Origin of the sequence: Leclercia adecarboxylata (assembly GCF_023639785.1) — a bacterium.
GTDB lineage: Bacteria > Pseudomonadota > Gammaproteobacteria > Enterobacterales > Enterobacteriaceae > Enterobacter > Enterobacter adecarboxylatus_D.
Map to the genome: position 1 here is coordinate 292,896 of NZ_CP098325.1, position 19,435 is coordinate 312,330.

A 19,435-nucleotide genomic window follows, 5' to 3' on the forward strand; every position below is an offset into this window, starting at 1 on the left:
GCTGCGCTTACCCGGCCTGTGACGGGCGTCGGCTTTTTCTGTTTTGGTGACGTGATTAACGTCACCTGAAGGGGAAAAAAGTGTGATCCCCGGCCAGCGGCCGGGGAGGGGATTTAGTGCGCGCGACCCTGCTCTACACCCAGGCCGGTCTGGGAACGGATAAACTGGGCGCGGAACTTCTCGCGCTCCAGATTGCCTTCCGGCGAGTTATCGGTGGCCGAGAAGACCCAGATACCGATAAAGGCCACGGCGATGGAGAACAGCGCCGGGTACTCATACGGGAAGATGGCGCTTTCATGGCCGAGGATCTGCACCCAGATGGTCGGGCCGAGGACCATCAGGATCACCGCCGTCAGCAGGCCGAGCCAGCCGCCAATCATCGCCCCACGGGTGGTCAGTTTTGACCAGTACATGGAGAGCAGAATGATCGGGAAGTTACAACTTGCCGCAATCGAGAAGGCCAGTCCCACCATGAAGGCGATGTTCTGGTTCTCGAACAGGATACCCAGCAGGATCGCCACCACGCCCAGCACCAGAACGGTGATTTTCGAGACTTTCAGCTCATCGCGCTCGGTTGCGCCTTTGCGCCAGACGTTGGCATAGAGGTCATGGGAGACCGCAGACGCCCCGGCCAGGGTCAGGCCCGCCACCACCGCCAGGATGGTGGCGAAGGCCACCGCGGAGATAAAGCCGAGGAACAGGTTGCCGCCCACCGCGTCAGCCAGGTGCACCGCCGCCATGTTATTGCCGCCAATCAGCGCGCCCGCCGCATCCTTGAAGGCCGGGTTTGCACCCACCAGCATGATGGCGCCGAAACCGATGATAAAGGTCAGGATATAGAAGTAACCCATAAAGCCGGTGGCGTAGAGCACGCTCTTACGCGCTTCACGCGCATCCGACACGGTGAAGAAACGCATCAGGATGTGCGGCAGGCCCGCGGTACCGAACATCAGACCCAGCCCTAACGACAGCGCCGAGATCGGATCTTTCACCAGTCCGCCCGGGCTCATGATCGCTTCGCCTTTCGGGTGAACCGTCATCGCTTCGCTGAACAGGTTGTTAAAGCTGAAACCGACGTGCTTCATGACCATAAAGGCCATAAAGCTGGCGCCGAACAGCAGCAGCACGGCTTTAATGATCTGTACCCAGGTGGTGGCGAGCATGCCGCCAAACAGCACGTACATCACCATCAGCACGCCCACCAGCACCACCGCGACATGGTAGTTCAGGCCGAACAGCAGCTGGATCAGCTTACCGGCGCCCACCATCTGGGCGATCAGGTACAGGGCCACCACCACTAGCGAGCCGCAGGCGGAGAGGGTACGAATCGGCCCCTGTTTCAGGCGATAGGAGGCCACGTCCGCAAAGGTGTAGCGCCCGAGGTTACGCAGACGTTCTGCGATCAGGAACAGAATAATGGGCCAGCCGACGAGGAAGCCGAGGGAGTAGATCAGCCCGTCGTAGCCGGAGGTGTAGACCAGCGCGGAGATGCCGAGGAAAGAGGCCGCCGACATAAAGTCACCGGCAATCGCCAGCCCGTTCTGGAAGCCGGTAATGTTGCCGCCCGCGGTGTAGTAATCGTTGCGGGAGCGCACGCGCTTCGACGCCCAGTAAGTGATGTACAGCGTCAGCACCACGAAAATCAGGAACATCACAATCGCCTGCCAGTTGGTTGGCTGGCGTTCAACGGATCCGGAAATCGCATCGGCGGCATTTGCCGCAAAGGGGAGGGTGGCGGCAAGCGCCGTCAGGACTCTCTTCATGATGCTTTTACCTCACGCAGAACCGCTTTATTCAGGCGGTCAAACTCACCGTTAGCACGAATGACATACACCGCGGTCAGCACAAACGACACCACGATCACGCCGATACCGATAGGGATACCACGGGTCACGCTGGTACCCGCATGTAATGGGGTGCCGAGCCAGTGAGGGGCGAAGGCGATAAGCAGAATAAAGCCCACGTAAATGATTAACATGATGATAGATAACATGAAGGCAAACCGTTGCCGTTTTTCCACGAGCTCCCTGTAGTGCGCACTGTTCTCTATCTGCTGACAAATATTTTCATTCATCACAGAATCTCCAAAGGTAAGGTTGGTTTTTTTAGTCCCCTCTCCCCTTTGGGGAGAGGGTTAGGGTGAGGGGAGAGGGAGAAAACAAATTACGATGGCATTGCGATGGCCTGCTTCTCTTCGAGCAGTTTGTCCACCACGCCAGGATCGGCGAGCGTTGAGGTGTCGCCTAAGTTACTGGTATCGCCCGCCGCAATCTTGCGCAGGATACGGCGCATGATCTTGCCGGAGCGGGTTTTCGGCAGCGAGTCCGTCCAGTGCAGCACATCCGGGGTGGCAAGCGGGCCAATCTCTTTACGTACCCAGTTACGCACTTCGGTGTACAGCTCCGGCGACGGCTCTTCGCCGTGGTTCAGCGTGACGTAGGCGTAGATCGCCTGGCCTTTGATGTTGTGCGGAATACCCACCACCGCCGCTTCGGCAATCTTCGGATGCGACACCAGCGCCGATTCAATCTCAGCGGTACCCAGACGGTGGCCGGAGACGTTCAGCACGTCGTCCACGCGACCGGTGATCCAGTAGTAGCCATCTTCATCACGACGGGCGCCGTCGCCGCTGAAGTACATGTTTTTGAAGGTGGAGAAGTAGGTCTGCTCGAAGCGATCGTGATCGCCAAACAGGGTGCGCGCCTGGCCAGGCCAGGAGTCGACAATCACCAGGTTGCCCTCGGTGGCCCCTTCCAGCGGTGTACCTTCGTTATCCACCAGCGCAGGCTGAACGCCAAAGAACGGACGGGTCGCGGAACCGGCTTTCAGCTGGGTAGCGCCTGGCAGCGGGGTGATCATGAACCCGCCGGTTTCGGTCTGCCACCAGGTGTCGACCACCGGGCACTTCTCGTTGCCAATTTTCTTCCAGTACCACTCCCAGGCTTCCGGGTTAATCGGCTCGCCTACGGAACCGAGGATGCGCAGGGAGGAGCGGTCGGTGCCTTCGATAGCCTTGTCGCCTTCCGCCATCAGGGCGCGGATGGCGGTCGGGGCGGTATAGAGAATATTCACCTGATGTTTGTCCACCACCTGGCTCATACGCGCCGGGGTCGGCCAGTTTGGAACGCCTTCGAACATCAGGGTGGTGGCGCCACAGGCCAGCGGGCCGTACAGCAGGTAGCTGTGACCGGTGACCCAGCCCACGTCGGCGGTGCACCAGTAGATATCGCCCTGATGATAATCAAAGACATACTTAAAGGTGGTGGCCGCATAGACCAGATAGCCGCCGGTGGTGTGCAGCACGCCCTTTGGCTTGCCGGTAGAGCCGGAGGTATAAAGGATAAACAGCGGATCTTCGGCGTTCATCGCTTCCGGCTGGTGCTGGTCGCTGGCCTGCTCAATCAGGTCGCTCCACCACAGGTCGCGGCCTTCATGCCATTCAATGGCGTTGCCGGTGCGCTTCAGCACAATGACGCTGTTAACGCTGTTCACATTTGGGTTTTTCAGCGCGTCATCGACGTTCTTTTTCAGCGGAACGGCGCGGCCTGCACGCACGCCTTCATCGGCGGTGATCACCAGCTTTGAACTGGAGTCGATAATGCGTCCGGCCACCGCTTCCGGCGAGAAGCCGCCAAAGATGACGGAGTGCACCGCACCGATGCGGGCGCAGGCCAGCATCGCCACGGCCGCTTCCGGCACCATCGGCATATAAATCGCAACCACGTCGCCTTTTTTGATGCCCTGAGCCAGCAGGACGTTGGCAAAGCGGCAGACGTCGCGGTGCAGCTCGCGGTAGGTGATATTTTTGCTCTGGGTGGCGTCGTCGCCTTCCCAGATGATCGCCGTCTGGTCGCCGCGCCCGGCGAGGTGGCGATCCAGGCAGTTAGCGGCCAGGTTCAGCGTGCCGTCTTCATACCATTTAATCGAGACGTTACCGGGAGCAAAAGAGGTGTTCTTAACCGTCTGATACGGGGTGATCCAGTCAAGGATTTTGCCCTGCTCGCCCCAGAAGGCGTCAGGGTCAGTGATGGAGTGCTGATACTTCTCCTGGTACTGCTCCGGGTTAATCAGGCAGCGGTCCGCAATATTTGCGGGAATCTCGTGTTTATGGACTTGGCTCATGGCTTTTATTCTCCTTGTAGGATGTTAATAATATGTCGCAAAAACGTTAATTGTAGGGGCTTTGCCAGCTTTGTTTACTATTTGGGCGACAGATCACGCAAATGTTAAAGAGTACGAAAAACGAGCAAATGACACTTTGAAGAAAAATAATTGCTCTGGAGGATTATTTGCTTTTATGGATAAAAAAGCGTTTTTATAACAAAAGGTTATTACGGGTTATCAATACAAATTAGCGTCATAACCTCTTTTGTCAGTCAAATGCCTTGTTCTTAAAGGCTTGCGCAGCATGCCGTGCAAGTGGTACTGATACCGCGCGTTAAAAAACCCCATAAATGAACGCAACACAATTCATACCCTTTCAGTATGTGTCGTTCCCTTCGTTTTACGAGTACGAACACTTCATTGAGGAAGTTTCTTGTCATGAAAAATTTGAAAGTCAGCCTGGCCTGGCAAATTTTGCTGGCCCTTGTGCTGGGTATCTTGCTGGGTAGTTATCTGCATTATCACAGTGACAGCCGTGAATGGCTGATTGCCAATCTCCTGTCGCCTGCCGGTGATATCTTTATTCATCTGATCAAGATGATTGTGGTGCCGATTGTCATCTCGACGCTGGTGGTGGGGATTGCCGGGGTGGGTGACGCGAAGCAGCTGGGCCGTATCGGCGCGAAAACCATCCTTTATTTCGAAGTGATCACTACGGTGGCCATCATTCTTGGTATCACGCTGGCGAATGTGTTTCAGCCCGGTGCGGGTATTGATATGTCCCAGCTGGCGACGGTGGATATTTCGAAATACCAGAGCACAACAGCCGATGTGCAAAGCCACTCTCATGGCCTGATGGGTACCATCCTGTCGCTGGTGCCGACCAATATCGTGGCCTCGATGGCGAAGGGCGAAATGCTGCCGATCATCTTCTTCTCGGTGCTGTTCGGTCTGGGGCTGGCGTCGCTGCCGTCCACCCACCGCGAGCCGCTGGTGACCGTGTTCCGCTCCATCTCTGAAACCATGTTCAAAGTGACCCACATGGTGATGCGCTATGCCCCGGTCGGGGTCTTTGCGCTGATCTCGGTGACGGTGGCGAACTTCGGTTTTGCCTCCCTGTGGCCGCTGGCGAAGCTGGTGATCCTGGTTCACTTCGCGATTATCTTCTTCGCGCTGGTGGTGCTGGGGCTGGTGGCGCGCATGTGCGGGCTGAGCATCTGGATCCTGATCCGCATCCTGAAAGACGAGCTGATTCTGGCGTACTCCACCGCCAGCTCTGAAAGCGTGCTGCCGCGTATTATCGAGAAGATGGAAGCCTACGGGGCGCCGGCGTCGATCACCAGCTTTGTGGTGCCGACCGGATACTCCTTTAACCTCGACGGCTCGACGCTGTACCAGAGTATCGCCGCCATCTTTATTGCCCAGCTGTACGGTATCGATCTCTCCCTGTGGCAGGAGATCGTACTGGTGCTGACGCTGATGGTGACCTCAAAAGGGATTGCCGGCGTGCCGGGCGTGTCGTTTGTGGTACTGCTGGCGACCCTGGGGAGCGTGGGTATTCCGCTGGAAGGTCTGGCGTTTATTGCCGGTGTTGACCGAATCCTCGATATGGCGCGAACCGCGCTGAACGTGGTGGGCAATGCTCTGGCGGTGCTGGTGATTGCCAAGTGGGAACACAAATTCGACCGTAAGAAAGCCCTGGCGTACGAGCGCGAAGTGCTGGGTCGTTTTGATAAGACGGCTGACCAGTAAATAAGAGATGCCCTCTCCCCTGTGGGAGAGGGTAAAAATATTACTCACCGCTTAACGCATCAAACTCCTCGCATCCGGTATCAAACCCTTCGCTACAGCTCAGATTTAACCAGTACAGCGCCTTCTGTTTGTTCGGGGTGATAAACCCGGCCTCGCCCTGCTGAAATACCTTGCCCGCCCAGTATTCGGCATAGCCCGTGCGCGAGAGGGTGGAGCTCTGCTTAAACCACTGCGCGGCCTGCACGTCATCCTGCGCCACCTCCACGCCGTTGGCGTAGATCAGCCCCAGCAGCAGCTGGGCATCGACGGCGGCGTCATCTTCGGTATTCTTTGCGACGTTGTTCAGCAAGCTCAGCGCCCGGGGATAGTCGGTTTTCCCGGCCCGGGTATTCACCAGCAGCCGCGCCAGCATTACCGCCCCCGGCGAACTGTCCGCCACGGTGGCCTGCTGCGCCAGGCCTTTGGCTTCCACCAGATCGCCATGCTTAAACTTAATCTGTGAAAGCAGCGCCATGGCATCCACGTCGCCGCCTTTGGCCGCTTTCTCGGCCCACATCTCGGCCTGCTTATCATCACCCGAGCTGTAATACGTTTCGGCAAGATAATACTGGGCGCGGCTGTCGCCCGCCTCGGCCTGCTTCAAATACTGACCGCCAATCTCCTCGGCACCTGCAAGCGAAGTAAAAAGTATCAACAACAGATAAAGGTGTTTCATGCGTTATTTTCGTAGGGGTACATAGCGGGCAGTATAAGCGCGCGATGGGAAGAAAAAAATGGGTGCATTAAGACCTCAACCTCCCGCAAGCCGGGCGGGTTTCCCCGCCCGCTGACGTTAACCTGCTGCGCAGGCTAATTTCGTCGCCACCACATATTTTTCACTCTTTATTGTGAGCTCGCATAACTTACCGCGATTAATAAAGGCGAATATTATTATGGTCAGGCAAATAATAATAATTATGCCTAACACAGTTTTTAATGGCGTCATGCCCTTTACTCCTTGCTAAGAAAAGAATAAGGGGCTATCCTCAACTTGTCGGTTGTTGAGGGATAGCCCCCGGTTAATGGAAACATTACCGGGGTTTTTCACTTTCTGTCCCTCAATACGGCTTAAGACAGAAAGTCTTAAGCACCCGCTGCTAATCTTATCCTCATGAAGTAAAAAGAAAAGATGTAATCCATTTTGTGCGAAATTACATTTCTCTGGAATGGTTCTCGCAAAATAATATTTATTTTTTAAATTTGAAAGTTACAAATAAAAAAGGAGTGAATATTTCACCCCTTTTATTCGTGGTTCCGTTAATTAAATTACCCTGATGCGACTTCCCGTAATTGATTTTTCAGCGCATTATATTCATCGATAACATACTGCTCGGCGGCGGCCTGATCCGCTATCGGCTCCACGCGTACGGCGCAATATTTATATTCCGGCGTTTTGGTTATTGGGCTCAGGTTTTCCGTTACCAGCTCATTGCAGGCACCAATCCACCACTGGTAGGTCATGTATACCGCGCCGGGGTTGGGGCGATCGCTCACCTGCGCCCGGGTGATCACCCGGCCCTTGCGGGAGTTGACCCACACCAGCATCTCATCCTCAATGCCCAGCCGGTCGGCATCTTCAGTGTTGATTTGCACATAGCCGGGCTCATCGGCCAGCGCCGAAAGTGCCGCACAGTTGCCGGTCATGGAGCGGCAGGAGTAGTGTCCCACTTCGCGCACGGTAGAGAGCACCAGCGGATATTCCGGCGAGAGCTTGTCCATCGGCGCCATCCAGTCGCAGGTGAAGAACTGCGCCAGGCCGTTCGGGGTATCGAATTTCTCTTCAAACAGGAACGAGGTACCTTGATCTTCCGGCGACTCGTCCCGGCACGGCCACTGAATGTAGCCCAGCTCGCCCATCTTCTCGTAGGTCGCCCCCTTGAAGCCCGGACAGAGCTGGCGCAGCTCGTCCCAGATTTGTTGGGTGTTATCGTAGTGCATCGGATAGCCCATGCGGGTGGCGATCTCGCTGATAATCTGCCAGTCGGTTTTCAGATCCCACTTCGGCTCCACGGCTTTGAAGAAGCGCTGGAAGCCGCGATCGGCTGCGGTGTAGACCCCTTCATGCTCGCCCCAGGAGGTGGCGGGCAGGATCACGTCCGCTGCCGCCGCGGTTTTGGTCATAAAGATATCCTGGACAATCACCAGCTCCAGATCGTCAAAGGCTTTACGCACCGCCGAAAGTTCGGCATCCGTCTGGAGCGGATCTTCCCCCATGATGTATGCCGCCCGCACTTCGCCGTGGGCCGCGCGGTGCGGCAGTTCGCTGATCCGGTAGCCGGTGTGCGCAGGCAGGCTCTCCACGCCCCAGGCTTTGGCAAATTTCTCGCGGTTTTCCGGAAACTTAACGTACTGGTAGCCCGGATAGGTATCCGGCAGCGCCCCCATGTCGCAGGCCCCCTGGACGTTATTCTGCCCGCGCACCGGGTTGACCCCGACATGGGCTTTCCCGAGATTGCCGGTCAGCATGGCGAGGCTGGTGAGCGCGCGCACCGTTTCCACCCCCTGCCAGAACTGGGTGACGCCCATTCCCCACAGCAGGGTAGCCGTTTCTGCTCCGGCGTACAGGCGCGCGGCCTGACGGATCTCCCGCGCGCTTACGCCGGTGATGGCCTCCACCGACTCCGGCGTATAGCGTTCAACAATTTTACGATAGGTATCAAAGCCTTCCGTGCGGGTGGCAACAAAGGCCCGATCGTAGAGATCCTCCGCAATAATCACCTGCCCGATAGCATTGAGCAGGGCGATATTCGAGCCGTTTCGCAACGCGATATGCATATCTGCAATGCGCGCGGTTTCAATCCGCCGGGGATCGCAGACGATAATTTTTGCCCCGTTCTCTTTAGCGCGCAGGATATGGTTGGCGACGATCGGGTGCGAGTCCGCCGGGTTATAGCCGAAAATAAACACTAACGCAGTGTTATCGATCTCGTTGATAGCGTTGCTCATGGCGCCATTACCGACCGACTGGTGCAGACCTGCAACCGAGGGGCCGTGTCAGACGCGCGCGCAGCAGTCGACGTTGTTGGTGCCGATAACGGCGCGGGCAAACTTCTGCATCAGGTAGTTGGTTTCATTCCCGGTCCCGCGTGAGGAGCCGGTGGTCTGGATGGCGTCCGGGCCATATTTTTCCTTGATGGCGCTGAGGCGGCTGGCGACATAGTCCAGCGCTTCCTCCCAGGAGACGGGCTCCAGCTTGCCGCCGCGCGCGCTGCGGATCATCGGGGATTTCAGACGCGGGGTGAGGATTTGGGTGTCGTTGATAAAATCCCAGCCAAAGTAGCCCTTCAGGCACAGCTTACCCTGATTGGTTCTGCCGTTGGCGGCCTCCGCCCGGACGATATTGCCGTTATCGACCACCAGGTTAATCTTGCAACCGGATGCGCAATAGGGGCAAACCGTGACGACGTTTTTCATCGGTCTCGCTCCATGTCAAATGATGCTGATATGTCGGTTTAGTATGCAGCCGCTATGCCACATTCTCGTTGTGGTTTTTCCCAGACTTTACGGGCGAATCCTGGTCAAAACCCTGACAAAAAGCAGGCAAACAGCAAAAATTGCCGCAGCGGAAGTGACGGGGATGTGACGGCGGTTGAAGATCCGTGACGGAAAAGGCGTTTGGGCTGGAGCCTTGCACAGAATGGGCCAGACTGATCTTTATCTTCTCAATGGGGTCCCGTGATGAAACCAGCAATTCTGGTGGTCGATGACGACACCGCGGTCTGCGAACTGTTGCAGGACGTACTCAACGAGCACGTCTTTACCGTCCACGTGTGCCACACCGGTCAGGATGCCCTGCATCTCGCCCGGCAGCCGGATATTGCGCTGGTGCTGCTGGACATGATGCTGCCGGATATCAACGGCCTGCAGGTGTTGCAGCAGCTGCAAAAGCAGCGTCCCGAGCTGCCGGTGATCATGCTCACGGGGCTTGGCAGCGAGTCGGATGTGGTAGTGGGCCTCGAAATGGGGGCCGACGATTATATCGGTAAACCCTTCAACCCACGGGTAGTGGTGGCCCGCGTCAAGGCCGTGCTGCGCCGCACCGGCGCACTGGCGGCAGAGCCTGCGGCCGTTGCCCGTGCGGGCGGGATCAGCTTCAACGGCTGGACGCTGGATACCGCCCGGTGTGAGTTGATTGACGCCGCGCGCAGCGTGGTCTCCCTGACCCAGGGGGAATACGGTTTGTTGCTGGCGCTGACGCAAAACGCCCGTCGGGTGCTGAGCCGGGAACAGCTCCTGGAGCTGACCCACAGCGAAAGCGCGGAGGTATTTGACCGCACCATAGATGTGTTGATCATGCGCCTGCGGCGCAAAATCGAAATCAACCCCCATCAGCCGCTGCTGATTAAAACCATCCGCGGGCTGGGCTATGTCTTTGCCGCCGACGTCCAGCATGGCGACAGGGCGGCTTAGCCCGGGCGGTTTTCCGCGATAAACAGCTGCAATTCCTGCAAGGTTTTCGCCCCGTCGATGGCGTTGGCCGCCAGCAGGCTGGCCCGCGCACAGGCGTGCGCCATCTGAATGCTCTCCGTCAGCGACAGCGATTCGTGGCAGCCAAATAAAAAACCGGCGCAGAAGGCATCCCCCGCCCCAACGCTGCCAACAATCTCCGCCTGGGTGAGCCGCCAGGAAGGGATCCAGCGTCCCTCCTGGCCCGGCTCCTGACCCCATGCCCCTTCCGGACAGTGGATCACCACCCTGGCATTAACGCCCGCCTGCAGTAACTGCTCTGCGGCGCTGGCGATGTGGGCGATGGCCGGGGCATCGTTATCGTCGCGCATCGGCAGGCCGCTGAATTCGCCCGCCTCCAGCTCGTTGATCACCAGATAGTCGAGATGGCGCAGGGCAGGGAGCACCAGCGGCTGATAGCGCGGATCGCCCTTGCGCGACACCAGGTCGAGGGAGGTCTTAAACCCCAGCTCGCGCATCTGGGCCAGCAGCCGCGCGCTGCGGGTGCCGAACTCTTCGTCCGGCATATCCAGGCTGTCGAGCAGCAGCAGATAGCCCAGATGGAAGATCTTCATGCTGAGATCGAGCCGGTCGAAGGCGGGCAGATCCAGCAGGCGGTTGGCCCCCGGCGAGTGGAAAAAGGTGCGCTGGCCGCTGGGGTCGGTCATCACCTGCGACATGGAGGTCGGGGCGAAGGTGGTGCGCTGCACCCGCTGGCGGTTGACGTGATACTGGTCGAGCATGGCGAGAATGTAATCCCCGTCGTGATCGTCCCCCACCAGCCCGACCGCCTGCAGCGGCATCCCGGTATGCATTTTCGCTAAGGTTAACAGCACGTTGAGCGGTGCGCCGCCGGTAGCGCGCTCGCTGTGGGTGATCTCCGCCAGCCAGCCGCGCTCCGGCCACTGCACAATCTGGTGGACGTGGTCCACCAGCATATTACCCGCCGCGATAATCCCCCGGCGTGCCATTACGCAAACCCCGCGCTGCCGAAGGTGCGCATCTGCGCGGCAACGGTGTCGGTAATGGCCTCTTCGATGCCCAGCAGCAGCTCGGCAAACTCATCGTACAGCGGCTGTCGGTTGGCCATGCGCTGCTCCACCGCCGCCAGCGCCGCCTGGGACATGCCGGTGTAGAAGTTGATTTTGTGGATCCCAAGCTCGATAGCCCGGCGGAAATCGGCGTCGCTTATTCCGGAGCCGCCGTGCAGCACCAGCGGCAGGCCGGTCTGCTGGCGGATGGCGTCAAGACGCGCAAAATCGAGCTTTGGTTCGCCTTTGTACTTGCCGTGGGCATTGCCAATTGCCACGGCCAGGGCGTCAATGCCGGTCTGGTCGACAAACTCACGCGCCAGCGCAGGGTCGGTAAAAAAGGCTTCGTCGGCGTGACCGTACAGGGCACCGCCCTCATCGCCGCCCACCGCGCCCAGCTCCGCCTCCACCGACACGCCGACCGCGTGGCACATTTTCACCACCTCCCGCGTCTGGCGAATGTTTTCATCGTAGCTGAGCGTTGAGCCATCGAACATCACCGAGCTGAACCCTAAGCGCAGCGCCCGCACCACCGCCTCGAAATGCAGGCCGTGATCGAGATTCAGCACCACCGGGATGTCATGTCGGGCGGCTTCGAACGTCACCGCCTCTACCAGGGAGTCGAGAGACACATACTTAAAATGCACTTCGGCAATGTTGATGATAAAAGGCGAATTCTCCTGGCGGGCCGCGGCGAACAGCGCACGCAGGAAGTGGGAGTCGAGGACGTTAAAGGCCCCCAGCGCGTAACGGTGTTCCCGGGCGTGCGCCAGCCCTTCAGCGAGAGAGATAAGCGGCATCAGTGACTCCTTACGGGCGAAACAGGCTGTACTCGTTACACAACACCAGTACGGCCGGTTCGTCTTCATCAATGTTGTTATAGCGGGCGGTGGGTTGCAGGAAGTGGTTGTCGGTGTCGTCGTCATTCACGGAAGAGACCTCCCCGACCAGCACATCACCAAAGCCCGCCTCACCCCAGAAGCTGTGGTACAAACCGGGCGGCAGGCAGATGCTCTCTCCCGGCGTGAGGCGGATATGGCTGCCCGCGACGTGGGTTTGCCGGCATCCGTCGATGGAGACGGTGATATCGCCATCCTCTTTCTGCTCATTCTCATCGGCGTTCCACAGCTCCAGAATCAGATTGCCGCCGCCGCGGTTGATGATGTCCTCGCGCTTGCGCCAGTGGAAGTGCATGGGCGTTACCTGTCCGTCGCGCACGTGCATGATCTTTTCCGCATAGCATTTGGCCCACGGCTTGCCGCCGGGAGAGCCGTTACGCAGGGTAAACAGGGTCAGCCCCTGTGCCGCAAAGTTATCTCCGCCGAACGCGGTCACGTCCCAGCCGAGACGCAGCTCAAACACTTCACGCCAGGCGTCGGCTTCAAGCTGCTGCCAGCGGGCAGGGGGAAAGCTGGCAAAAGGGGGGAGATGCACATCGTGCATCGAGAAAAACTGCCGCGTGTGGCCGAGGATTTCGTTGATTTCGGAGCGTTTCATGTGGACTCCTTGAGTGATGTGCAAATATACCCCTCACCCTAACCCTCTCCCCACAGGGGAGAGGGAACCTGAACACCCTCTCCCCTGTGGGGAGAGGGCCGGGGTGAGGGGAACAAGACGCACAATGCTTACTTAACCGTCCAGCCCTTATAATTACCGACGTTGTTCTTATCGATCATCGTCACCGGGATCAGAACCGGCTCTTTCGGCGCAGGTTTGCCCTGCAGAATGTCATAGCCGATCTCTACCGCTTTCGCCGCCATCACCTGCGGATCCTGCGCCGGGGTGGCGATAAACAGGGAGTTTTCACGCTTCAGGGCCTCTTCGGCATCCGGTGAGCCATCCACGCCAACGATGAAGAACTCGTTACGTTGCGCCTGTTTGGCGGCCAGATCGGCACCGATCGCCGTGGGATCGTTGATCGCAAACACGCCGTCGATCTTCGGATTGGCCGCCAGCAGGGAGGTCATGACCTCCAGCCCGCCTTCACGGCTGCCTTTGGCGTTCTGGTTATCCGAGAGCACCTTGATATCCGGGTGTTTTTTAAATTCGGTCTGGCACCCTTCCACGCGGTTCTGTACCGCAGAGACCGGCGGTCCGTTGATGATCACCACGTTGCCTTTGCCTTTCAGGCGGTCGGTAATCAGCTTACAGGCCATTTCACCGGCCTGGGTGTTGTTGGAGGTGATGGTGGCATCGGCGCCTTCTGCCGCCACGTCAACCGCAACCACCACAATCCCGGCGTCTTTCGCGCGCTTCACCGCCGGGCCGATCCCTTTCGAGTCGGCGGCGTTGAGAATGATCATATCGACTTTCGCCGCGATAAAATTATCAATCTGGGAAACCTGCTGACCGAGATCGTAGCCGCTGGAAACCAGCGTCACTTTCACGTTATCCCCTGCCAGCTTGCGCGCTTCCATTTCCGCTCCTTTGGTGATCTGCACAAAGAACGGGTTCGCCAGATCGCCCACCGTCACGCCGATGGATTTCAGCTCTTTGGCCTGGACAAACGGGCTTGCTGCAAGCAGCGCGCCAGCACAGAGCGCGGTAACTAAGGGCTTCAATTTCATGCTCTATTCCTCGAAGTAAGATGTTGTTGTTATGCACTTTGATGGTGTCGGGTACGGTATTTGTCGATCAGTACCGCAATGATGATCACCGCCCCTTTGATCACCAGTTGCCAGAAGTAGGAGACGCCCATCAGCGTCATGCCGTTGTTAAGGGTGGCGATGATCAGCGCCCCCACCAGGGTGCCGGTGATGGTGCCGATGCCGCCGACAAAGCTGGTGCCGCCGAGGATCACCGCCGCGATGGCGTCCAGCTCGTAGCCGGTGCCTAAATTGCCGTTGGCGCTGTAGAGACGCGAGGCGCTCATCACCCCGCCGAGGCCCGACAGCAGACCGCTCATGCCGTAGACAAACAGCAGCACCAGCCAGACCTTAATGCCCGTTAATCGCGCCGCCTGCATGTTGCCGCCAACCGCGTAAATGTGAACCCCAAGGGTGGTGCGGCGCAGGATGAACCAGCAGATGGCAATGACCGCCAGGGCAATCACTACCAGCCAGGGGACCGGCCCGAGGTAGTTATTGCCGATCCACTCAAAGCTGATGCTGGAGTTGATCACCGTCGTGCCGTCGGCCAGCAGGTAGGCCGCCCCGCGCAGCGCCGTGTAGGTGCCGAGCGTGACGATAAAGGGCGGTAGCCCGGCAAAGGCCACCAGCGCGCCGTTGAACAGCCCCAGCACCATGCCGAGCATCAGCGCCGCCGGGACCGAGAGCATGGACAGCTCCGGCATCAGCGACACCACCATCGCCGCCACCGCCGTAGTGCCCAGAATCGACCCCACCGACAGGTCGATGCCGCCGGTCAGAATGATGAAGGTCATCCCCGCCGCCAGCACGATGTTGATCGACGCCTGACGGGTGATATTCAGCAGATTGCTTTCGGTAAAGAAGTTGGGCGCGATAAAGCCAAATACCGCGACAATCAGGATCAATATCGGCAGGATGCCGATGGTTTGCATCAGATCCCCCATCAGCATTTTTTTAGCGGAGGCCGCTTTGGCCACCTGTTGCGGAGTGTTTTGTTGAGTCATGATTTTACCGCCTGGTGATGAGAGTCGTTCACGCCGGTTGCCAGCGTCATTATGTTTTCCTGAGAGATATCGCTTCGGTGCAGCTCCCCGGCAATGCTCCCTTCGCGCATTACATATACGCGATCGCTCATGCCGACCACTTCCGGCAGTTCGCTGGAGATCATCAGGATCGCCACCCCTTTGCGCGCCATCTGGTTCATGATCCGGTAGATCTCGCTTTTGGCGCCGACGTCCACGCCGCGGGTCGGTTCATCGAGGATCAGAATACGTGGGCCAATCGCCACCCAGCGGGAGATGAGCAGCTTTTGTTGATTGCCGCCGGAAAGCCCGCCCGCCCGTACCTGGGAGTGCGGCACGCGAATATTGAGCAGGGCGATGGCGTCATCAGAGATCGACTGCGCTTTTTTACGGTTAAGCCAGCCGAAGGTGGCGTCGCGCTCCAGCGTCGCCATGGTGATGTTCTCCTGCGCCGCCAGCTCGAGAAACAGCCCCTGTTCCTTGCGGTTCTCGGTTAAAAAGCCGATGCCGTGCTCGATGGCGGCGCGCGGGGAGTGGATCACCACCGGTTCGCCATCCACCTCAATCATGCCGCCGGTGGCCTTGCGTACGCCGAAAATCAGCTGGGCCAGCTCCGAACGCCCGGCACCCACCAGCCCGGCGAGGCCGACGATTTCGCCGGAGCGCACCAGCAGGCTACAGGGCTGCACTTTGCCGCCGTCGGTGAGGTGGTGGACGTTAAGACGCGGGCTGCCGAGAGGGATATCCCGCTCTTTATTGAACAGATCGCTTAAGGGCCGCCCGACCATCATCCTCACCAGCTCAGAGGCGTTGAGCTTGTCCCGGGTCAGGCTGCCGACGTACTGGCCGTCACGCAGCACGCTGACGCGATCCGACAGTTCGTACACCTCCGCCATGCGGTGACTGATGTAGATAATCGCCATCCCCTCATCGCGCAGGCGCAAAATCAGCTCAAACAGACGGTGGGTTTCCCGGGAGGAGAGGGCGGCAGTAGGTTCATCCATCACCAGAATACGGCTGTTGCGGTGCAGCGCCCGGGCAATTTCCACCTGCTGCTGCTCGGCAATGGTCAGCTTCATCACCAGGTCCGTGGCCTTAAAATTGGCACCGAGGCGATCGATCACCGCCTGAGCCTGGGCCGCCATCTCTTTGCGCTGCACCAGCCCGCCGCGCGACAGCTCGCTGCCGAGGAAGATGTTTTCGGCCACGGTGAGGTTTGGCGCCAGCTGCATCTCCTGATAAATCAGGGTGATGCCCGCCGCCAGAGCGTCTTTCGGGCCTTTGATGTGAAACGGCTTGCCGTCGATCAGGATCTCGCCGCTGGTGGCGATGTAAGCCCCGGCGAGAATTTTCATCAGCGTACTTTTTCCGGCACCGTTTTCGCCCATTAAGGCGTGGATCTCACCGGGAAAGACCGTGAGATCCACACCCTTCAGCGCGTGGAAGCTGCCAAAGGTTTTGGCAATGTTGCGCATCTCTAAAACCGGGGTCCTGCTCATGGCGGATCTCCTGTAACGTTCGATATCCGCACTTCATCACAGCCCGGTAAATGCAAAATGTCAGAAGTCGTTCATATTTGTCATAGTTATGAATAGTTAATGTGGATCACAGTTAACGATAGTTATTACCCCTCACCCCGGCCCTCTCCCCAAAGGGGAGAGGGTGTAATTGTTCCCTCTCCCCTTTGGGGAGAGGGTTAGGGTGAGGGGATACACACAGCACCGGAGCCAACATAAATGCCCTCACGCCGTCCCCCTTTCTTCGCCAGCGCCCGTGGCCGCCTGCTGATCTTTAATCTGCTGGTGGTGGCGGTGACGTTAATGGTCAGCGGCGTGGCGGTGCTGGGCTTTCGCCACGCCAGCCATATTCAGGAGGAGGTGCAGCGCCAGACGCTGGACGACATGACCGGCAGCATGAACCTGGCGCGGGAAACCGCCAACGTGGCGACGGCGGCCGTCCGGCTGTCACAGGTGGTGGGGGCGCTGGAATATAAAGACGAAGCCAACCGGCTTAAGCAGACCCAGACCGCGCTGGGCCATTCCCTGGAGCAGCTTGCCTGGGCGCCACTGGCGCAGCAGGAGCCGGCGCTGGTGGCGCGGATCATCCGGCGCAGCAACGAGCTACAGCGCAGCGTGACCGGAATGCTGGAGCGCGGGCAGCGACGCCATCTGGAGCGTAATGCCCTGCTGAGCGCGCTCTACCAGAGCCAGAGCTATCTTCGTCATCTGCAGGACATCAACCGCCGCTTCGCCAGCAACGTCCCCGACGCCCGTTTGCTCAGCGAGATGGACCGCCTCATCGTCGCCGCCATCGAAACGCCCTCGCCGCGGGCGACCCTTCAACAGCTGGAGACGGTGACGGCGATGTTGCCCTCCCGCGCCACGCAGCCGGTGGTGAACCTTGTGCTGCCCGATTTTAACGCCGAACTGAACAAACTCGGCCCGCTCTCCGGGCAGCTGGAGGAGAGCGATCTCTCCATCAGCTGGTATATGTTCCACATCAAAGCGCTGGTGGCGATCCTCAACAGCGATATCAATCAGTATGTGGAGCAGGTGGCCCAGGCCTCGCAGTTGCGCACCGCCGAGAGCCATCAGGAGCTGCGCTCCATCAGCGTCTTTATCACGCTTTTTGCCATACTGGCGCTGATCATTACCGCCTTTGCCTGCTGGTATATCTACCGTAACCTGGGCACCAACCTGACCGCTATCTCCCGGGCGATGTCACGGCTGGCCCACGGCGAGCAGGATGTCTCGGTGCCTGCGCTGCAGCGCCGGGATGAGCTGGGCGAGCTGGCGCGGGCGTTCAACGTCTTTGCCCGCAACACCGCATCGCTGGAGCACACCACCCGGCTGTTAAAAGAGAAAACCTCGCAGATGGAGGTGGATCGCATTGAGCGTCAGGGGCTGGAAGAGGCGCTGCTGCACAGCCAGAAGATGAAGGCGGTCGGCCAGCTGACAGGCGGGCTGGCGCATGATTTCAACAACCTGCTGGCGGTGATCATCGGCAGCCTGGAGCTGGCCGATCCCCATTCACCGGATGCGCCGCGCATCAGCCGTGCGCTGAAGGCGGCCGAGCGCGGGGCGCTGTTAACCCAGCGCCTGCTGGCCTTCTCCCGCAAACAGTCCCTGAACCCGCACGCGGTGGAGATGAAGCCCCTGCTGGAAAACCTGGCCGAGCTGATGCGCCACTCTCTGCCCGCCACTATCGCCCTGGAGATCGAAGCGCAAACCCCGGCCTGGCCGGCATGGATTGACGTCAGCCAGCTGGAGAACGCCATCATCAACCTGGTGATGAACGCCCGGGATGCGATGGAAGGGCACGCAGGCGCCATCAAGATTCGCACCTGGAACCAGCGCGTCACCCGCAGCGACGGACGGAGACAGGATATGGTGGCGCTGGAGGTGATTGACCACGGCAGCGGCATGTCCCAGGCGATTAAATCCCGGGTCTTTGAGCCTTTTTTCACCACCAAGCAGACCGGGAGCGGCAGCGGGCTGGGGCTGTCGATGGTGTATGGCTTTGTGCGCCAGTCCGGCGGGCGGGTTGAGATTGAAAGTGCCCCCGGGCAGGGCACCACCGTGCGGCTGCATCTGCCGCGCGCCACGCAGCAGGCGCTTCCCCTGCCGGAGACGCCGGTGGCCGCCGCCGCAGCACAAAGCGACCGGCTGGTGCTGGTGCTGGACGATCAAAGCGATGTCCGCCAGACCCTGTGCGAGCAGCTGCACCAGCTGGGTTATCTGACGCTGGAAGCCGAAACCGGCGAGCAGGCATTACAGATGCTCGGCGCCTCGGCGGATATCGAGATCTTTATCAGCGACTTAATGCTTCCCGGCACCCTGAGCGGCGCGGAGGTGATCCAGCAGGTTCGCCAGCAGTTCCCGCATCTGCCCGTGCTGTTGATGAGCGGCCAGGACCTGCGTCCGGCCCACAACCCGCAGCTGCCGGACGTGGAGCTGCTGCGCAAGCCCTTTACCCGGGCGCAGCTGGCGCAGGCGGTACAGAAAGCGATGAGAATTTGAGATTCCTCCGCTACTCGCCCTGCCCGCCGTTTATTACCGTAAAGCCAGCCCACATGCGAGACTGGCTTTATGAAACGTTACTCTACCGCTCTGTTATTTGGTCTGCTCTCTTTAACCAGCCATCTGGCCCACGCCGATATCGTTGACGATGCGATAGGCAATATTCAGCAGGCGATCAACGACGCTTACAACCCCAATAGCGATCGCAGCAACGATGACGACGATCGTTACGATCAGAGTCGCCGCAGCGATAACCAGCAGTATGAAGATCGCCAGCGCCAGCTGGACGATCGCCGCCGTCGGCTGGATGAGCGTCAGCGCCAGCTGGATGAGGATCGCCGTCGTTTAGAAGATGACGAGCGCAGGCTGGAAGAGGATTACGATCGGCGATAATGCTAATGCCCGGCGGCGCTTCGCTTGCACGGGCCTACGGT

The 19,435-nt window shown here is 59.1% G+C and carries 16 protein-coding genes; 4 read left to right on the forward strand and 12 right to left on the reverse strand.

All coding sequences use genetic code 11. The features are described 5' to 3' along the window. Window positions 1-113: 113 nt before the first annotated feature. The 3 genes from actP to acs all read right to left on the reverse strand — a co-directional run bounded on the left by actP (window position 114) and on the right by acs (window position 4,122). On the reverse strand, window positions 114-1,763 hold the full coding sequence (actP, locus tag NB069_RS01365; RefSeq protein WP_250587117.1) for a cation/acetate symporter ActP: 1,650 nt from the start codon (window positions 1,761-1,763) through the stop codon (window positions 114-116). Then, window positions 1,760-2,074 carry a DUF485 domain-containing protein gene (locus tag NB069_RS01370; protein ID WP_250587119.1) on the reverse strand — a complete coding sequence of 105 codons (315 nt, stop codon included), beginning with the start codon at window positions 2,072-2,074 and terminating at the stop codon, window positions 1,760-1,762. Before NB069_RS01370 ends, actP begins: the two co-directional genes overlap by 4 nt. Window positions 2,075-2,163: 89 nt before the next feature. Then, a complete protein-coding gene (gene acs / locus NB069_RS01375; protein ID WP_250587121.1) occupies window positions 2,164-4,122 on the reverse strand; it encodes an acetate--CoA ligase in 1,959 nt (652 codons plus the stop codon). 420 nt (window positions 4,123-4,542) lie between these two features. On the opposite strand from acs, the gene gltP reads away from it, so the two are divergent. Then, window positions 4,543-5,856 (forward strand): glutamate/aspartate:proton symporter GltP, encoded by a 1,314-nt coding sequence (gltP, locus tag NB069_RS01380; RefSeq protein WP_139563996.1) that lies wholly within the window; start codon window positions 4,543-4,545, stop codon window positions 5,854-5,856. A 40-nt stretch (window positions 5,857-5,896) separates the two neighbouring features. Here the strand turns inward: gltP and NB069_RS01385 are convergent, their stop codons facing one another. The 3 genes from NB069_RS01385 to fdhF form a co-directional block, all read right to left on the reverse strand. Beyond that, window positions 5,897-6,571, reverse strand: a complete 675-nt coding sequence (locus NB069_RS01385) for a tetratricopeptide repeat protein (RefSeq protein WP_250587123.1) — start codon at window positions 6,569-6,571, stop codon at window positions 5,897-5,899. Between the two features lie 117 nt (window positions 6,572-6,688). After that, entirely contained in the window at window positions 6,689-6,841 is a 153-nt protein-coding gene (locus NB069_RS01390; protein WP_250587125.1) for a Hok/Gef family protein, read from the reverse strand. A gap of 320 nt (window positions 6,842-7,161) precedes the next feature. Further along, the gene (gene fdhF, locus NB069_RS01395; protein WP_250587127.1) at window positions 7,162-9,309 is read right to left on the reverse strand and encodes a formate dehydrogenase subunit alpha; all 2,148 of its coding nucleotides are present in this window, start codon (window positions 9,307-9,309) and stop codon (window positions 7,162-7,164) included. 264 nt (window positions 9,310-9,573) lie between these two features. Between fdhF and NB069_RS01400 the strand changes: the two genes are divergently transcribed. Then, window positions 9,574-10,305: a response regulator gene (locus NB069_RS01400; protein ID WP_250587129.1), complete on the forward strand. Its 732-nt coding sequence runs from the start codon at window positions 9,574-9,576 to the stop codon at window positions 10,303-10,305. Here the strand turns inward: NB069_RS01400 and NB069_RS01405 are convergent. The 6 genes from NB069_RS01405 to NB069_RS01430 all read right to left on the reverse strand — a co-directional run bounded on the left by NB069_RS01405 (window position 10,302) and on the right by NB069_RS01430 (window position 16,481). Next, the gene (locus NB069_RS01405; RefSeq protein ID WP_250587131.1) at window positions 10,302-11,312 is read right to left on the reverse strand and encodes a carbohydrate kinase family protein; all 1,011 of its coding nucleotides are present in this window, start codon (window positions 11,310-11,312) and stop codon (window positions 10,302-10,304) included. The genes NB069_RS01400 and NB069_RS01405 overlap by 4 nt on opposite strands. Continuing rightward, a complete protein-coding gene (locus NB069_RS01410; protein ID WP_250587133.1) occupies window positions 11,312-12,172 on the reverse strand; it encodes a ketose 1,6-bisphosphate aldolase in 861 nt (286 codons plus the stop codon). The genes NB069_RS01405 and NB069_RS01410 overlap by 1 nt, the downstream gene beginning before the upstream one ends. A gap of 10 nt (window positions 12,173-12,182) precedes the next feature. Further along, the gene (locus tag NB069_RS01415) at window positions 12,183-12,869 is read right to left on the reverse strand and encodes a D-lyxose/D-mannose isomerase (protein WP_250587135.1); all 687 of its coding nucleotides are present in this window, start codon (window positions 12,867-12,869) and stop codon (window positions 12,183-12,185) included. A gap of 128 nt (window positions 12,870-12,997) precedes the next feature. Beyond that, complete coding sequence (locus NB069_RS01420; RefSeq protein WP_250587137.1) at window positions 12,998-13,939, reverse strand: ABC transporter substrate-binding protein; 942 nt, start codon at window positions 13,937-13,939, stop codon at window positions 12,998-13,000. 29 nt (window positions 13,940-13,968) lie between these two features. Further along, on the reverse strand, window positions 13,969-14,964 hold the full coding sequence (locus tag NB069_RS01425; protein ID WP_250587139.1) for an ABC transporter permease subunit: 996 nt from the start codon (window positions 14,962-14,964) through the stop codon (window positions 13,969-13,971). Then, window positions 14,961-16,481 carry a sugar ABC transporter ATP-binding protein gene (locus NB069_RS01430; protein WP_250587141.1) on the reverse strand — a complete coding sequence of 507 codons (1,521 nt, stop codon included), beginning with the start codon at window positions 16,479-16,481 and terminating at the stop codon, window positions 14,961-14,963. The genes NB069_RS01425 and NB069_RS01430 overlap by 4 nt, the downstream gene beginning before the upstream one ends. A 237-nt stretch (window positions 16,482-16,718) precedes the next feature. Between NB069_RS01430 and NB069_RS01435 the strand changes: the two genes are divergently transcribed. After that, window positions 16,719-19,001, forward strand: a complete 2,283-nt coding sequence (locus tag NB069_RS01435) for an ATP-binding protein (protein WP_250587143.1) — start codon at window positions 16,719-16,721, stop codon at window positions 18,999-19,001. Between the two features lie 69 nt (window positions 19,002-19,070). Further along, complete coding sequence (gene yjdP, locus NB069_RS01440; RefSeq protein WP_250587145.1) at window positions 19,071-19,394, forward strand: DDRRRQL repeat protein YjdP; 324 nt, start codon at window positions 19,071-19,073, stop codon at window positions 19,392-19,394. The last annotated feature ends 41 nt before the right edge of the window (window positions 19,395-19,435 follow it).

Coding starts and splice junctions, on each gene's coding strand:
- actP (WP_250587117.1), bottom strand. CDS start 1,763: ATGAAGAGAGTCCTGACGGCGCTTGCCGCCACCCTCCCCTTTGCGGCA.
- NB069_RS01370 (WP_250587119.1), bottom strand. CDS start 2,074: ATGAATGAAAATATTTGTCAGCAGATAGAGAACAGTGCGCACTACAGG.
- acs (WP_250587121.1), bottom strand. CDS start 4,122: ATGAGCCAAGTCCATAAACACGAGATTCCCGCAAATATTGCGGACCGC.
- gltP (WP_139563996.1), top strand. CDS start 4,543: ATGAAAAATTTGAAAGTCAGCCTGGCCTGGCAAATTTTGCTGGCCCTT.
- NB069_RS01385 (WP_250587123.1), bottom strand. CDS start 6,571: ATGAAACACCTTTATCTGTTGTTGATACTTTTTACTTCGCTTGCAGGT.
- NB069_RS01390 (WP_250587125.1), bottom strand. CDS start 6,841: ATGACGCCATTAAAAACTGTGTTAGGCATAATTATTATTATTTGCCTG.
- NB069_RS01400 (WP_250587129.1), top strand. CDS start 9,574: ATGAAACCAGCAATTCTGGTGGTCGATGACGACACCGCGGTCTGCGAA.
- NB069_RS01405 (WP_250587131.1), bottom strand. CDS start 11,312: ATGGCACGCCGGGGGATTATCGCGGCGGGTAATATGCTGGTGGACCAC.
- NB069_RS01410 (WP_250587133.1), bottom strand. CDS start 12,172: ATGCCGCTTATCTCTCTCGCTGAAGGGCTGGCGCACGCCCGGGAACAC.
- NB069_RS01415 (WP_250587135.1), bottom strand. CDS start 12,869: ATGAAACGCTCCGAAATCAACGAAATCCTCGGCCACACGCGGCAGTTT.
- NB069_RS01420 (WP_250587137.1), bottom strand. CDS start 13,939: ATGAAATTGAAGCCCTTAGTTACCGCGCTCTGTGCTGGCGCGCTGCTT.
- NB069_RS01425 (WP_250587139.1), bottom strand. CDS start 14,964: ATGACTCAACAAAACACTCCGCAACAGGTGGCCAAAGCGGCCTCCGCT.
- NB069_RS01430 (WP_250587141.1), bottom strand. CDS start 16,481: ATGAGCAGGACCCCGGTTTTAGAGATGCGCAACATTGCCAAAACCTTT.
- NB069_RS01435 (WP_250587143.1), top strand. CDS start 16,719: ATGCCCTCACGCCGTCCCCCTTTCTTCGCCAGCGCCCGTGGCCGCCTG.
- yjdP (WP_250587145.1), top strand. CDS start 19,071: ATGAAACGTTACTCTACCGCTCTGTTATTTGGTCTGCTCTCTTTAACC.